Raw genomic sequence first — 13,289 nt, 5'->3', positions numbered from 1 at the left:
GGCGAGCAGCCCGGGCGCGACCGCCGCGACGAGCAGGAGCGCGACGAACACCAGGGCGAGCACCTCGCCCACCCGGATCCGTGCCGGCCCGGTGCGCAGCGGGCGGGCGGCGCGCAGCTCGAGCTCGCTCACGCGACCACCTCCCGGCGCGCGAGCCGCGGGTCGATCACGCGCGTGACGACGTCGGTGACCAGCGTGACGGCGATGTAGGCGAGCGCGGTGACGAGGACGACTCCGGTGACGACCGGCACGTCGCGCACGGTCACCGCGGCGAGCAGGGTGCGGCCGAGCCCCGGTCGCGCGAAGATCGTCTCGACCACGACCGCCCCGCCGATCAGGTACCCGAACGCCCAGCCCGAGAGCGAGACCCCCGGCAGCACCGCGTGACGCAGGGCGTGACGGAGACGGATGCCGGCCTCGCTCTCGCCGCGCGCCCTCGCGGCGAGCACGAACGGCGACTCCAGAGCATCGAGGAGGGAGCGCCGCATCACCTGCCCGAGGAACCCCGCCAGCGGGATCGCCAGGGTGAGTGTCGGCAGCACCAGGCCGGCCGGCGCCCCCGTGCTCACGGGCGGCAGCCAGCGCAGCGCCGTGGCGAACACGGCGATCAGCACGGTGGCGAGCCAGAAGTGCGGCAGAGCAGCGGCGGTCAGCTCGAGACCGGAGCCGATCGCCGCAGCGAGGCGGCCGCCGCGGGTCGACCACAGGGCGGTCGCGAGGGCGAGGACCCAGGCGGCGGCGAGCGCGAGGACCGCGAGGAGGAGCGTGCCGGGCAGCTGCTCGCCGAGCACCTGGCGACGGGCGTGCGCAGCGAGTAGGAGGTGCCGAGGTCGCCGCGCGCGAGCCGGCCGAGCTGCACGAGGTACTGGGCGAGGAGCGGCTGATCGAGGCCGTACTGCTCGCGGACCGCGGCGAGCGCCTCCGGAGACGCCTGCGAGCCCGGGCCGCCGAGGATCGCCTGGGCCGGGTCGCCGGGGACGAGGCGGATGAGGAGGAAGACCGCTGTCGCCACGGCCCAGAGCACGACCAGCGCTCCGCCGAGGCGGAGGAGCACGCGACCGATCATGACGGCGGGCGGGATCGTCGGCGGCTCAGACCCAGGCGTCGGCGAACCAGGGCGTCGACACCGTGTCGAGGGCGACGAGGCCCTGGACGGCCGAGCGGTGCAGGTAGTGGTTCTGCTGGTCGTAGAGCGGCAGGATCCAGTAGCCCTCGAGCACGATCCGCTGCGCCTGCTGGTAGAGGTCGGCGCGGGCGGCCTCGTCGGTCGTGGCGCTCGCCTGCTCAAGCAGCGAGTCGAGCGCCGGGTCGGCGATCTGAGCGTGGTTGGCGAAGTAGCCGCTCGGCGCTGGCGTGATCCCGGAGGAGGAGTAGAGGATCCGCAGAACGTCGGGCCCGACCTTCGTGTAGGGAGCGCTGACCAGCTCGTACTCGTTCGATGCGAGCGCGGCGTACCAGCTCGACAGGTCGAGGAGACTGATCTGCACGTCGAAGCCCAGGGTCTTCGCGGAGGCCTGGATCTGCTCGAACAGCGACTGCTCGGCGGGGATCGACTGGTTGGTGCTGACCGGGAAGCGCAGGGTCAGGGGCTTCCCGTCCTTCTCCCGGACGCCGTCGCCGTCGGAGTCGCTCCAGCCGGCCGCGTCGAGCAGGCCCTCGGCCGCCGCGATCTCGGAGTCGGAGCCGGCGTTCTCGAAGAGCGACGGGTCGGAGTACGCGGTCGCCTCGCTGCTCGACAGCGGCGAGTAGGAGCGCTCGGCGGTGCCGAAGAACAGCGACTCGATGGCGTCGTTCACGCCGACTCCGCGGACGAACGCCTCGCGGACGGACTCGTCGTCGAACGGCGCCTGGTGCGAGTTCAGCTCGAGGCGGTTGACCGAGCCGGGGCGTGGAGCGTCGAGCTCGACCAGATCGGAGGCGCCGCTCGCGGCCCGGAGCGTATCGGGCTGCGCGTTGTCGATGACATCGACCTCGCCCGCCTGCAGTGCGGCGTAGCGCGTGGCGGAGTCGGGGACGAAGCGCCAGGTGATGCTCGCGAGGTGCGCGGGGCCCTCGTGGCCGTCTCCGGTGGGGCCGGCCGAGGAGTCGTAGGACTCGTTGCGGGTGAGGGTGACGTGGTCCTGCTTCACCCACTCCGCGACGGCGAAGGGGCCGGTGCCGACGGGGGCCTCGCAGTTCGCCTCCTCGCCGCGAGCGATGCCGGCGGGCGACTCGATGGCCGTCCACGGCTGGGCGAGCGACTCCAGCAGCGCGCTATCGGGCGCGGTGAGGGTGAAGCGGGCGACAGTCGGCGACACGGCCGTGACGGAGGCGACCTTCGCGACGGCGAGGTAGCCGGTCGACGACTTCGTCGCCGGGTCCTGGAGGTGCGCGATGTTCGCGGCGACGGCCTCCGCATCGAGCGGGGTGCCGTCGGTGAAGCTCACGCCCTCGCGGAGGGTGAAATCGTAGGTGAGCGCGTCATCCGAGACGGTCCACGACTCGGCCAGCCAGGGCGTGATGGTGCCGTCGGCGTCGCGCGAGACGAGCGACTCCAGCACCTGCGTGGCGAGCAGCGCCTGCGGATAGTTGCCGCCCACGTGCGGGTCGAGGCAGGTGGGCTCGGCGTCTCCGGACGCGTAGGTGAGGCTGCCGCCCTCGACGGGTGTGCTCGAGGCGTCGGGCGCCTCGGCGGTGCAGCCGCTGAGCAGGAGGGCGGTGGCAGCGAGCGCGGCGGGGAGGGCGAGGTGGCGGGGGCGCAGCGGCATGACGGCTTTCGTGGAGTGGTCGGGAGGGCTCGCGTTTCTTGGACGCGACCCAGGAAACGCTAGCAGGACACGAAGGCCGTGGGCGGGGGTCGCCGAGATCTGTGGACAGCGCCTCCGCTCGCTCACCTGGGGAGGAGCGTCGAGCCGGCGCTCGGGGATGCCGCGAGGTCTGGTCCGGGCCGGCGCACCTGCACAACGAAGGCTGAGAGCGCTCGGACGAGCCGGAGAGCCGTCTGCGCCCCTCTGAACCTTCGTTGTGACGCCCCGACCGACCTGCACAACCCCGGCGCCCCTCACACCGCCGCGCGCAGCCCCTCGACCAGGTCGTCCTGCGCCGCGCGCCCGGTCCGCGTCGGCACGAACGGGTACACGTGGACCTGCCCGACCGCCTCGTGCAGCTCGAACGGCACGCCCGCCACGGCCGCCCGCTCGGCCAACAGATGCGCATCCGGATTGAGGACATCGCGCGTGCCCGTGAAGACGGTGAGCGGCCCGAGCCCCGCCAGGTCGCCGAACAGCGGGCTGACCACCGGGTCGAGCAGGTCCAGCGAGCCGCGCCAGCGATCGGCGAGCACCCGGCCGCCCCGGGTCCCGAGCCACGGATCGCTCGGCTGCACCTCGGGGATCCGCGGGTTGCTCCACGACAGGTCGAGGGCCGGCGAGATCAGCGTGGTCCGAGGGAGCACGACGCCGTCGTCGCGCAGGGCGAGGGCGGTGGAGAGGGCGATCTGCCCGCCAGCGGAGTCACCGCCGAGACGGGTCGGACCGTGGCGGTCGAGGCTGCGCAGCACCAGGGCGCGCACGCCGTCGCGCGCCTCGAGCGCGGTGCCGAAGGGGATGAGCGGGTAGATGGGGAGCGTCACCGCGAGCGCGGCCTCGTCGGCGATGCGGGCAGCGAGCCACCAGTGCGGCGGCACGATCTCGTTGACCCAGCCGCCGCCGTGCACGTAGACCAGCCCGCCGCGCACCTCCCCTCGCGGGAGCAGTGTGTAGACGGGCCAGCCGTCGACCTGCTCGGCGTCGACACGGACCCCCGACCGCAGGCGCGGCGGTGGCCCGTAGGAGGCGGGCCGCAGAGCCCGCGCTCGGATGCGGCGGCGCGCGCCCTCCGCGGTCACGAAGGTGCGGTTCGCCCGGGCGAGCCGGAGCGCGAGCGGGACGAGGGCATCGGGGACGACGAGCGGCATCGCCCGAGCATCGCGGACGACGGTGCGCGGAGGCTGGATGCGGGTCATCGCGGCTCAGCCTCCGTTGGACTGCGGCACGCCCTCGGCGAGCGCCTCGAAGGTGTGGACGAAGCCGCCGTCCGGTCCGCTCACGGTCGCGAACGCCTCCGTCGTGCCCGGCCGGATCGCGACGTTGGTCGCCGAGGTCACCCCGGGCTCGGCGACGGTGACGGTCTGCACGAGGGCTCCGGAGGCGTCGTAGACGAGGATCTCGGGGCGGCCGTGCAGGCCCACGTAGAGGTTGCCGGCGGCGTCGACCGCGATCGAGTCGAGCTGGCCGATGCCGGGCGAGGCATGGATCGCGGGGAACGCGGTCGCGACCTCGGCGCCGCCCTCGGCGAGGGTGAGCCGGTCGATCCGGTTGCCCGTGTTCATGCTGACCCACAGCTCGCCGTGGTCGGGGGAGAAGGCGATGCCGTTGGGCGAGGGCAGGTCGCGGGCGAGCACGGTCGACTCCCCCGTCTCGGGATCCACACGGATCACGCGCCCCGAGGCCTCCCAGTACGGATCCTGCGCGCCGGCCGCATCGCTCACGTAGAGCGCGCCGTCGGCACCGAAGGTGAGGTCGTCCGGCTGCATCGGCACCCCGTCGACCGGGCCGCCGGCCACCTCGCGCACGTCCTCGCCGTCGGGCGTCATGCTCAGGATCGACCCGCCGAGGAAGTCGGTCACGTAGAGCCGGCCGTCCTCCGGGCCGAACTGCGCCGAGGTGAGCGCCGAGCGGTCGTCGCTCCACACCGGCTCCACGCTCCCCTCGTCGAGATCGATGCGCAGCACCTTGGCGGCGCCGGGAGGAGCCGTCACATCGACCACGGTGAGGCGGCCGTCCGCGCCGAAGGTCGGCCCCTCGAGCAGGGTCATCCCGGTCGCCTCGTGGACGTCGGTGACTCGCAGGACGCGCTCGGCGGTCACGACCGACGGCGGTGAACCATCCGGATCTCTCGCCTCCGTGCACCCCGCGAGCGCCCCGGCGAGCAGCACCGGCACGGCGACCGCACGCCACCTCATCGCGACGCCTCGACTCCGGAGCCGACGAGCACGTCGCCCATCCCCTCCTCGCGCCAGGCGCGCAACAGGCGGTGGAACGCGATCGGGCCCGGGCTGTAGGAGGCGCCGCCGATGGAGCGGGTGCCCTCGCCGTTGTAGTAGCCGGGCGTGCACTCCGCCTGGAACGCACGCGTGTCGGCGGCGGTCTCGCGCACGGTGCGCACCCACGCCTCCTCCGCCTCGGCCGACGGCTCGAGGAAGCGGGCGCCGACCTCGCGGCCCCGGGCGATGACCGCGGCGATGTGCTCGGCCTGCTCGAGCAGGATGTGCGCGAAGTTCACCGAGTTGGCGTTCTGGATGCCGCTGAGGTGGAACAGGTTCGGGAAGCCGTGCGACGAGAAGCCGTGCAGCGTCCGCGGTCCGCGCTCCCAGGCCTCCAGCAGAGTGCGCCCGCCCCGGCCGACGACGGGCAGCGTGCCCGACATCACCCCCGAGATCCCGACCTCGAAGCCGGTGGCGAAGATCACGCAGTCGACCTCGTAGGCCGTGTCGCCGACGACGATCTCCGTCTCGGTCATCCGCGTGATGCCGCCGGTATCGGCGGTGTCGACCAGGCGCACGTTCGGGCGGTTGAAGGTGGGCAGATAGGTGTCGCTGAAGCCGGGCCGCTTGCACATGTAGCGGTACCAGGGCTTGAGCGCTGCGGCGGTGGCCGGGTCCTCGACGGTCGCGTCGACGCGCGCACGGAGGCGGTCCATCGTGTCGAGGTCGGCCAGCTCGTCGCGCCGCTCGCGCTCCTCCGGCGGCAGCGATGTGTCGACCGAGCCCGACAGGATCTGGCGCTGCAGCTCGACCGTCTTCGTCCAGCCGTCCTGAACGAGGCTCTCCTCGACCGGTTCGCCGGCGAGCACCGCGAGGAAGTTCTCCATCCGCTCGCGCTGCCACCCCGGGCGCAGCGACGCGACCCACTCCGGGTCGGTCGGCCGGTTGTCGCGCACGTCGACGGTCGACGGCGTGCGCTGGAACACGATCAGCTCGCGCGCGTCCTCGCCGACGTGCGGGATCACCTGGAGGCCGGTCGCGCCGGTGCCGACGACGGCGACGCGCTTGTCGGCGAGGCCGGTGAGGCCGCCGTCGGGCGTGCCGCCGGTGTAGCCATAGTCCCAGCGGCTGGTGTGGAAGGTGTGGCCGCGGAACGTCTCGATGCCCGGGATGCCGGGCAGCTTGGGCTGGGTGAGGGTGCCGGAGGAGGTCACGAGGAAGCGGGCGCGGAACCGGTCGCCGCGATCCGTCTCGACCAGCCACTCCTCCGCGTCCTCGTCCCAGGTCAGCGCGGTCGCGCGGGTCTGGAAGAGGGTGTCGCGGTAGAGGCCGTAGTGCTCGGCGATCGCGACCGCGTGCCGACGGATCTCCTCGCCCGGCGCGTAACGCTCGGAGGGCACCGTGCCGACCTCCTCCAGCAGCGGCAGGTAGACGGACGCTTCGATATCGCAGCGCACGCCGGGGTAGCGGTTCCAGTACCAGGTACCGCCGACGTCACCGGCCTCGTCCATCAGGCGCAGCGACTCCACGCCCGCCTCGCGCAGCCGCGACGCGGTGAGCAGGCCGCCGAAGCCGGCGCCGATCACGAGCGCCTCGACGCGATCGTTCACCGGCTCGCGCTCGACGCGCTCCGTGTACGGGTCCTTCGCGTAGTAGCCGAACTCGCCCGCCGCTCGGCGGTACTGCGACGCGGCATCGGGGCGGGCCCGGCGGTCGCGCTCGGCGCGATACTTCGCGCGCGCGACCTCAAGGCGCTGCTGGTCGGAGGCGGTGGTGGTGTCGGTCATGGTCTGCTCGCTCTCGTCTCGCGGATCGGCGCGACGGCGCAGCCCGGGACCGGGACGACGGCGGGAGGGAACCCGCCTGCGCCGACACGACTCCGGATCGGTGGGGGATGTCACAAGGTTAGCTTCGATCTAAGTAATTACACGGGGCATCCGCTGAGACCTACGGTGGTCCGATGGATCCCCGCGCCCGCGCCCTCTCGGGAATCGAGGCACTGACGATCGGGATCACGGTCCGCTCGATCCCGCGCGTCCTCGCTCCGCTGCTCACCACCGACCTGACGATCCAGCAGCTGAAGGCCCTCTCGGTGATCGTGACGACCGAGCAGGGGGCCACCGGGGCCGGGCTCGCGCAGAGCTTCGCAGTCTCGATGCCGTCGATGTCGAAACTCGTCGACCGGCTCGCAGCGAGCGGCCTGGTCGTGCGCGAGACCGACCACGCCGATCAGCGCGTGCGGCGGATCCACGCCACCGACCTGGGCCGCTCCGTGGTCCGCGAGCTGATGGCCGCACGGCCTGAGCTCGGCGAGGACGTGCTCGCGCGGCTCTCGCTCGAGGAACTCAAGGCTCTCGAGACCGGCCTGCGGGCGATCAGCCGGGAGCTGCGGGCGCGCGACTGATCGCCGCTACTGCACCGACCAGCCGCCGTCGGAGGCGAGCACGACGCCGTTGATGTTGGCGGAGTCGTCGCTCAGCAGCCACGTGATGGAGGCGGCCATGCGGTCGGCCTCGACCACGGGCGGGATCAGCGCCATGAACGGCGCGAGGCGCTCGCGCGCGAAGTCGCTCGACATCGTGCCCTCGATCGCCGTGGCCGTGGGGCCAGGAGCGACCGCATTGGTGCGCACGCCCGAGGGTCCGTAGAGGAATGCCGAGCTCTTCGTGATGCCGACGACCGCGTGCTTCGACGCCGTGTAGGCAGTGCCCGCCGCGTTGCCGCGCAGCGAGGCCTCGGACGCCACGTTCACGATCGCCCCGCGACCGGCCTCGAGCATCGCCGGCAGCACGGCGCGGCTGAGTGCGAACGTGCCGTCGACATTCACCGAGAACACCCGGCGCCAGAGCGCGTCCTCCGTCTCGTGCAGCGGAGTCATGCCGTCCATGATCCCCGCGATGTTCGCGAGGCCGTCGATGCGCCCTCCCGCCGCGGCCACGATCGATGCGACTCCGTCGGGAGAGGTGATGTCGGCGGTGACGGTGACGACCGAGCCCTCGGGAGCGGCCGCGGCGAGCGCCTCGATCCCGGCGGGGACGACGTCGACCGCGACCACGCGTCCGCCCTCCCGGACGATGCGGCGGGACGTCGCCCGGCCGATGCCCGAACCGGCGCCTGTGACGATGACCGTCCTGCCGGCGAAGCGGCCTGACGCCTCCCGCGGCGCCTCCTCCGTCTCCTCCGGCGGGATCACGCCGCCGTTCGCCTGCGCCACCAGCGTGTCGACGAGCTCCTGCGGGAACGCGCCGCCGCCCAGCTCCACCATCGCGCGCAGGGTGAGCTGCCGGGCCGGGTGCAGCGCCTCCTCGGACTGGCCGGCCCGCGCGAGGACGCCGCGGAGGATCGGGCCGCCGACGGAGTCGTCCAGCCACTCCTGGAGGGTGTTCTTCGAGGTGAGGACCATGGGGTCTCCTTCGGTCGGGATGGGCGACGAGGTCGTCGTGATAGTGAATATCACACACGAGACTGAGTCTCATCCGTGAGGGACGGCCCCGGCCGATCTCTTAGGCTGACCGCATGACAGCACCACTCCGCGACCGCACCCGCGCCATCCTGCGCGCGGAGCTCGCCGACGCGGTGCTCGCCGTCTTCCTCGAGCGCGGATACTCCGAGGTCACCGTCGAGGAGGCGGCACGACAGGCCGGGGTCTCGCGCGCCACGTTCTTCCGCTATTTCCGCAGCAAAGAGGACGTCGTGGTCGCCGCGGTCGAGGGCGACCGGGTCGACTACGCCGCGCCCGTGCTCGCGCTGCCCGCCGACTCCCCGCTCACCGGCTGGGGGCTGATCCGCGCCGCCGTCGAACCCGTGATCGACGTCGCGACCCGCGCACCCGACGCCTACCGCGCCAGGCTCCGGCTGATCGGGAGCGAATTCGCCCTCAAGGCGCGGCTGCGCGAGCGCCGGGCCGAGGGCGCGGAGTCACTGGCGGCGGCCCTCGTCACCCGGGGCACGGAGCCACTGACCGCCCGAGTGCTCGCCGCGGCGGGCCTCGCCGCGGTCGACGTCGCCTGGGAGGAGTGGGCCGCCAGCGAGGACGCCGACTTCCGCGAGACGGTCGACGCCGCTTTCGCGCGGCTCGACCGGAGCGGTCGGCCCCCGCAGGCCCGAACAGGCTGACGCAGGGCAGCCGCACCGCCGACGACTCCACAACGACAGGCTCGAGGCGGGTGGGACCCGGCTGGCCTTCGACAGGGTCGGCACCTCGTGGATCGAGTCGTGACGGTAGGGCCGCCGGCCCGTGATCCGGTGGTGTCGACCGGCCGGATCACGGACGGGGATCAGCGGCGCGCGGCGGAGCGGCCTGCGAAGCGGGTGTAGACGAGCAGGACGATGATCGCTCCGATGATGGAGCCGATGATTCCGGCGGGCTGGAGGAAGCCGTCCATCGGGTCGTGCTGGAAGATCAGGAAGCCGAGGAAGCCGCCGACGAACGAGCCGACGATGCCGAGCACGATGGTCATGCCGATGCTGATGCTCTGCTTCCCGGGGACGATGAGCCGGGCCAGCGCTCCCGCGATGAGTCCGACGACGATGAGGCTGATGATGAGACCGAGCATGGCGGTCGTCCTTCCTTAGTGCGGGCGGGGGCCCGCTGGTCGGTTCCGCGGTTGCGGGACCGAGGGCTACCCAACCACCCCGGAGGAGGAGCCGGTACACCCCTGGGGGTGTGCTCGCGGCGGCCGGCGGTGCGGTAGCGTCCGACCATGACCCGCCGTTCGCCCCTCACCGTCGCGCTGGTCGACGACTACGACGTGGTGCTGACGGGTCTCGCGCACATGTTCGACCACTACCGCGACCGGGTGGTCGTCGCCGAGATCGACGCGAACGCCTCGCTCTCGGACCGGATCGACCTCGTCCTCTACGACTCCTTCGCGCAGCCGGAGGCGGACCACAACGAGATCGCGGAGCTGGTGCGGAACCCCCGCGCCGAGCACGTCGTCGTCTACACCTGGAACTTCGCGCCGGCCCTCGTCGAGGACGCCCTCGAGCAGGGCGTGCACGGGTACCTCTCCAAGACGCTGCCGGCGCGCGAGCTCGTCGCCGCGCTGGAGCGGGTCGCGGCGGGCGAGGTCGTGGTCAGTGAGCCTCCGCGCCGCGCCGGCTCTGCGCCGGGGCTGGACTGGCCGGGGCGCCACGAGGGGATCACCGACCGGGAGTCGGAGATCCTCGCGCTGATCACGCAGGGCAAGAGCAACGCCGACGTCGCGGCGCTCACCTACCTCAGCCCGAACACGGTGAAGTCCTACATCCGCAGCGTCTACGGCAAGATCGGCGCGACCAGCCGCACGCAGGCCGTCCTCTGGGGCGTCGACCACGGCTTCACCCCCGACCACCACCGCATCGACCACTGGCTCGGCGGCCCCTGACCCACCCGCCGCTCTCCTCTCCGCTCCCCTCCCCGCGACATGGGGCGGGGGCGCGCGCACCGCTACGGTGTCGCCATGCCCACCGACCGCGCGCCGACCATCCGCGACGTCGCGGAGCGGGCCGGAGTGTCGTACCAGACGGTCTCGCGGGTGCTCAACGACAGCCCGCAGCTGCGGCCTCGCACTCGGGAGCGCGTGCTCGCGGCGATCGAGGACCTCGCTTCCGCCCCAGCGCGGCCGCCCGGGCCCTCGCGACCAGCCGCTCCGGCCTGATCGGGATCCTCGCCGCCGAGAGCCACAGCTTCTACGGAACCGCGACGGCGATGGCCGCGATCGAGCAGGCGGCGCGCGATGCCGGCTACCGCGTACCGGTGGTGAACGCGGCGCCCGATGCGGAGTCGCTGGCCGACGGCCTCGCGCACCTGCAGCGGGAGTCGGTGGAGGCGATCGTCGTCCTCGCCCCGCAGGAGCGCGCCCTCGAGGCGATCGAGACCCTCGCGATCGAGGTCCCCTCGGTGACGCTCGGCGCGACCGGCCGCGGAGCCGACTCCCTCCTCCTCGTCGACCAGGCCGCCGGCGCGCGGCTCGCCACCGAGCACCTCGTCGGCCTCGGCCACACCCGCATCGCGCACCTCGCCGGGCCGCAGCACTGGGTGGAGGCGCAGGCCCGGCTCGAGGGCTTCACCTCGGGGATGCGCGCGGCAGGACTCGCGCCGGCCGGCGTCGTGGAGGGCGACTGGAGCGCTGAGTCCGGCTACCGCGCGGGCCTGCGGATCCTCGACGAGACACCGGTGCCGACAGCGGTGTTCGCCGGCAACGACCAGATGGCGCTCGGACTCCTGCACGCCTGCGCCGAGCGGGGGCTGCGCGTACCCGAGGACCTCAGCGTCGTCGGCTTCGACGACGTGCCCGAGGCGGCGCACTACCAGCCGCCGCTGACGACCATCCGGCAGGACTTCGCCGAGGTCGGCCGCCGCACCATCGGCGTCGTGCTGGCCGAGCTGCGCGGCGAGCGCCCGCCGTCGACCGCCCGGTGCCGCCGATGCTGCTGGAACGAGCGTCGACGGCGCGCCGCGGAGCTGACCGCCGCAGCGCCCGCGCTCACCCCGCGTGTACGCGCGTCGCGCCCTACGCCTCACCCCGCGTGCGGCAGCAGCACCTCCACCCGCCCCTCGCGCACCCGCGTCTCGAACCGCGGCTGCGGCGAGGTGGCCGGACCGCGCAGCACCTCGCCGGTCTCGAGCGAGAAGGCACTGCCGTGCCAGGGGCACAACACGCACGCCGCCCCCGAGGCGTCCGCCGAGACCTCTCCCTCGTCGAGCGGGCCGGAGAGGTGGCTGCAGACGTTCGAGAGCACGTCGATCCGCTCGCCCCGCCGGAAGGCCAGCAGGGGCAGGCCGGCGACCTCCTTCTTCACGGGGGTCCGCTCGGGCACGTCCGCCAGGAGGCCGAACGCCTGCCAGCCGGAGGGGAAGCGGTGCGGGACGTCCTCGGCGTGGTTCGCTCCGGCGGCCTGCCGGTAGCTGAGGTGGCCGCCCAGGTAGCCGCCGCCCGAGACGACGGCGAGGCCGAGCATCCCGAGCACCTTCCCGCTGGTCGTGCGACCGCGCCGGCGCTGCAGCCAGGACGCCGCGTAGAGGCCCGTCGCGACCACGTTCGCCGCCGAGTGCACGAGGCCGACGCGGGTCTGCTGCTCGTGCAGCTCCGACCAGTCGGTGAAGCCGGAGGCGGCGGTCGGCAGGACGCTGACCACGCCGAGGCCCACAAGGGACCGCGCCGCACGCTGGTTCCCGGGCAGCAGGTCGAGCACCGCCGCCGACACCCAGGCGCCGGTCGGCACGAGGACGAGCAACGGATGCACGGGGTGGCCGACCGGGACGCCGTGCAGCACGTCGCGCACCGGCTGCGGGCGGATCACGCCGTTCACGGCCTTCCGCACCCGGCCCACGAGCGGATCGAGGGCGGCGGCGTTCTCGAGGCGGGTCACGAGTCTCACGAGCTTCATCTCACGCATGCTTCAGAGGACCGCGGGAGCGCGCGCGGCGGAAGGGGCTTGCGGGAGCCGCGCAGCAGTCGATCCGACCTCCCGCGACGGATCGACGGCCGGGCCCGGACCCCCGCTTGCTTGCCGACCGCGAGCCGTTTCGCCTACGCTGACCCGGGGCTTTGTGAACGGTCACATCGCCCGAGCGAGGAGCATGATGGACCAGCGCAGGCCCACCCCCGCCGACGTGATCGCGAGCGGCGCCACCGCCCTCGGCATCGAACTCGGCTCCACCCGGATCAAGGCGTGCCTGGTCGATGCGGCCGACCCCTCCACGGTCCTCGCAGTCGGCAGCCACGAGTGGGAGAACCAGTTCGTCGACCGCCGCTGGACCTACTCCCTCGACGCCGTGCACGCCGGCCTCCAGGCCGCCTACGCCGACCTCGTCGCCGACGCACAGACCCGCCACGGCGTGCAGCTCACCACGGTCGGCGCGCTCGGCGTCTCGGCGATGATGCACGGCTACCTCCCGTTCGACGCGGACGGGTCACCGCTCGTCCCCTTCCGCACCTGGCGCAACACCAGCACCGGCCCCGCGTCGGCCGAGCTCACCGAGCTGTTGGGCGTCAACATTCCGCTGCGCTGGTCGCTCGCGCACCTGCACCAGGCGGTCCTCGACTCCGAGCCGCACGTCGAGCGGATCGACTTCCTCACCACCCTCGCGGGTTACGTGCACTGGCGCCTCACCGGCGAGAAGGTCCTCGGAGTCGGCGACGCCTCCGGCATGGTCCCGACCGACCCGGCCACCCGCGACTACGACCAGAGCGTCGTCGACCGCTACGACGAGCGCGCGGCAGGCGCCGTGAAGCCGCTGCGCGAGCTGCTGCCGACCGTGCTCCCCGCGGGCGCCGACGCCGGCGCGCTCACCGCCGACGGC

At 73.2% G+C, this 13,289-nt stretch carries 12 protein-coding genes and 2 pseudogenes; 6 read left to right on the top strand and 8 right to left on the bottom strand.

Annotated features, from left to right (window positions below):
• Positions 1-128: 128 nt before the first annotated feature.
• The 5 genes and pseudogenes from ACH61_RS10950 to ACH61_RS10930 form a co-directional block, all read right to left on the bottom strand.
• A pseudogene (locus ACH61_RS10950) lies at positions 129-1,066 on the bottom strand (ABC transporter permease).
• 25 nt (positions 1,067-1,091) lie between these two features.
• The gene (locus ACH61_RS10945; RefSeq protein ID WP_068212036.1) at positions 1,092-2,747 is read right to left on the bottom strand and encodes an ABC transporter substrate-binding protein; all 1,656 of its coding nucleotides are present in this window, start codon (positions 2,745-2,747) and stop codon (positions 1,092-1,094) included.
• A gap of 293 nt (positions 2,748-3,040) precedes the next feature.
• On the bottom strand, positions 3,041-3,982 hold the full coding sequence (locus tag ACH61_RS10940) for an alpha/beta hydrolase fold domain-containing protein (RefSeq protein WP_236713643.1): 942 nt from the start codon (positions 3,980-3,982) through the stop codon (positions 3,041-3,043).
• A gap of 6 nt (positions 3,983-3,988) precedes the next feature.
• Positions 3,989-4,981 carry an SMP-30/gluconolactonase/LRE family protein gene (locus ACH61_RS10935; RefSeq protein WP_068212034.1) on the bottom strand — a complete coding sequence of 331 codons (993 nt, stop codon included), beginning with the start codon at positions 4,979-4,981 and terminating at the stop codon, positions 3,989-3,991.
• Complete coding sequence (locus ACH61_RS10930; RefSeq protein ID WP_068212032.1) at positions 4,978-6,789, bottom strand: flavin-containing monooxygenase; 1,812 nt, start codon at positions 6,787-6,789, stop codon at positions 4,978-4,980. The genes ACH61_RS10935 and ACH61_RS10930 overlap by 4 nt, the downstream gene beginning before the upstream one ends.
• A 173-nt stretch (positions 6,790-6,962) precedes the next feature.
• Here ACH61_RS10930 and ACH61_RS10925 point away from each other — a divergent pair, with 173 nt between their 5' ends.
• On the top strand, positions 6,963-7,406 hold the full coding sequence (locus ACH61_RS10925) for a MarR family winged helix-turn-helix transcriptional regulator (protein WP_068212030.1): 444 nt from the start codon (positions 6,963-6,965) through the stop codon (positions 7,404-7,406).
• A 6-nt stretch (positions 7,407-7,412) separates the two neighbouring features.
• On the opposite strand, the gene ACH61_RS10920 is transcribed toward ACH61_RS10925, so the two are convergent.
• The gene (locus tag ACH61_RS10920) at positions 7,413-8,405 is read right to left on the bottom strand and encodes an SDR family NAD(P)-dependent oxidoreductase (RefSeq protein WP_068212028.1); all 993 of its coding nucleotides are present in this window, start codon (positions 8,403-8,405) and stop codon (positions 7,413-7,415) included.
• A gap of 113 nt (positions 8,406-8,518) precedes the next feature.
• On the opposite strand from ACH61_RS10920, the gene ACH61_RS10915 reads away from it, so the two are divergent.
• Positions 8,519-9,118, top strand: coding sequence for a TetR family transcriptional regulator (locus ACH61_RS10915; protein WP_068212026.1), 600 nt, complete (start codon positions 8,519-8,521; stop codon positions 9,116-9,118).
• 161 nt (positions 9,119-9,279) lie between these two features.
• Here the strand turns inward: ACH61_RS10915 and ACH61_RS10910 are convergent, their stop codons facing one another.
• The gene (locus tag ACH61_RS10910; RefSeq protein ID WP_068212023.1) at positions 9,280-9,558 is read right to left on the bottom strand and encodes a GlsB/YeaQ/YmgE family stress response membrane protein; all 279 of its coding nucleotides are present in this window, start codon (positions 9,556-9,558) and stop codon (positions 9,280-9,282) included.
• A 147-nt stretch (positions 9,559-9,705) separates the two neighbouring features.
• On the opposite strand from ACH61_RS10910, the gene ACH61_RS10905 reads away from it, so the two are divergent.
• The 3 genes and pseudogenes from ACH61_RS10905 to ACH61_RS16335 form a co-directional block, all read left to right on the top strand.
• Positions 9,706-10,368: a response regulator transcription factor gene (locus ACH61_RS10905; RefSeq protein WP_068212021.1), complete on the top strand. Its 663-nt coding sequence runs from the start codon at positions 9,706-9,708 to the stop codon at positions 10,366-10,368.
• 39 nt (positions 10,369-10,407) lie between these two features.
• A complete protein-coding gene (locus ACH61_RS18420; protein ID WP_330220159.1) occupies positions 10,408-10,641 on the top strand; it encodes a LacI family DNA-binding transcriptional regulator in 234 nt (77 codons plus the stop codon).
• A 50-nt stretch (positions 10,642-10,691) separates the two neighbouring features.
• Positions 10,692-11,369, top strand: a pseudogene (locus ACH61_RS16335) (substrate-binding domain-containing protein); the annotation flags it as partial.
• 134 nt (positions 11,370-11,503) lie between these two features.
• Here ACH61_RS16335 and ACH61_RS10890 read toward each other — a convergent pair.
• A complete protein-coding gene (locus ACH61_RS10890) occupies positions 11,504-12,382 on the bottom strand; it encodes a Rieske (2Fe-2S) protein (RefSeq protein ID WP_068212015.1) in 879 nt (292 codons plus the stop codon).
• 184 nt (positions 12,383-12,566) lie between these two features.
• Between ACH61_RS10890 and ACH61_RS10885 the strand changes: the two genes are divergently transcribed.
• Positions 12,567-13,289 (top strand): FGGY family carbohydrate kinase (locus ACH61_RS10885; protein WP_269085070.1); only part of this gene is annotated, 723 nt, incomplete at its 3' end.

The sequence above is a fragment of the Rathayibacter tanaceti genome, assembly GCF_001634385.1.
Taxonomy (GTDB): domain Bacteria; phylum Actinomycetota; class Actinomycetes; order Actinomycetales; family Microbacteriaceae; genus Rathayibacter; species Rathayibacter tanaceti.
The sequence above is the reverse complement of the archived record's forward strand: the minus strand, read 5'-3'. Positions and strand labels throughout refer to the sequence as shown.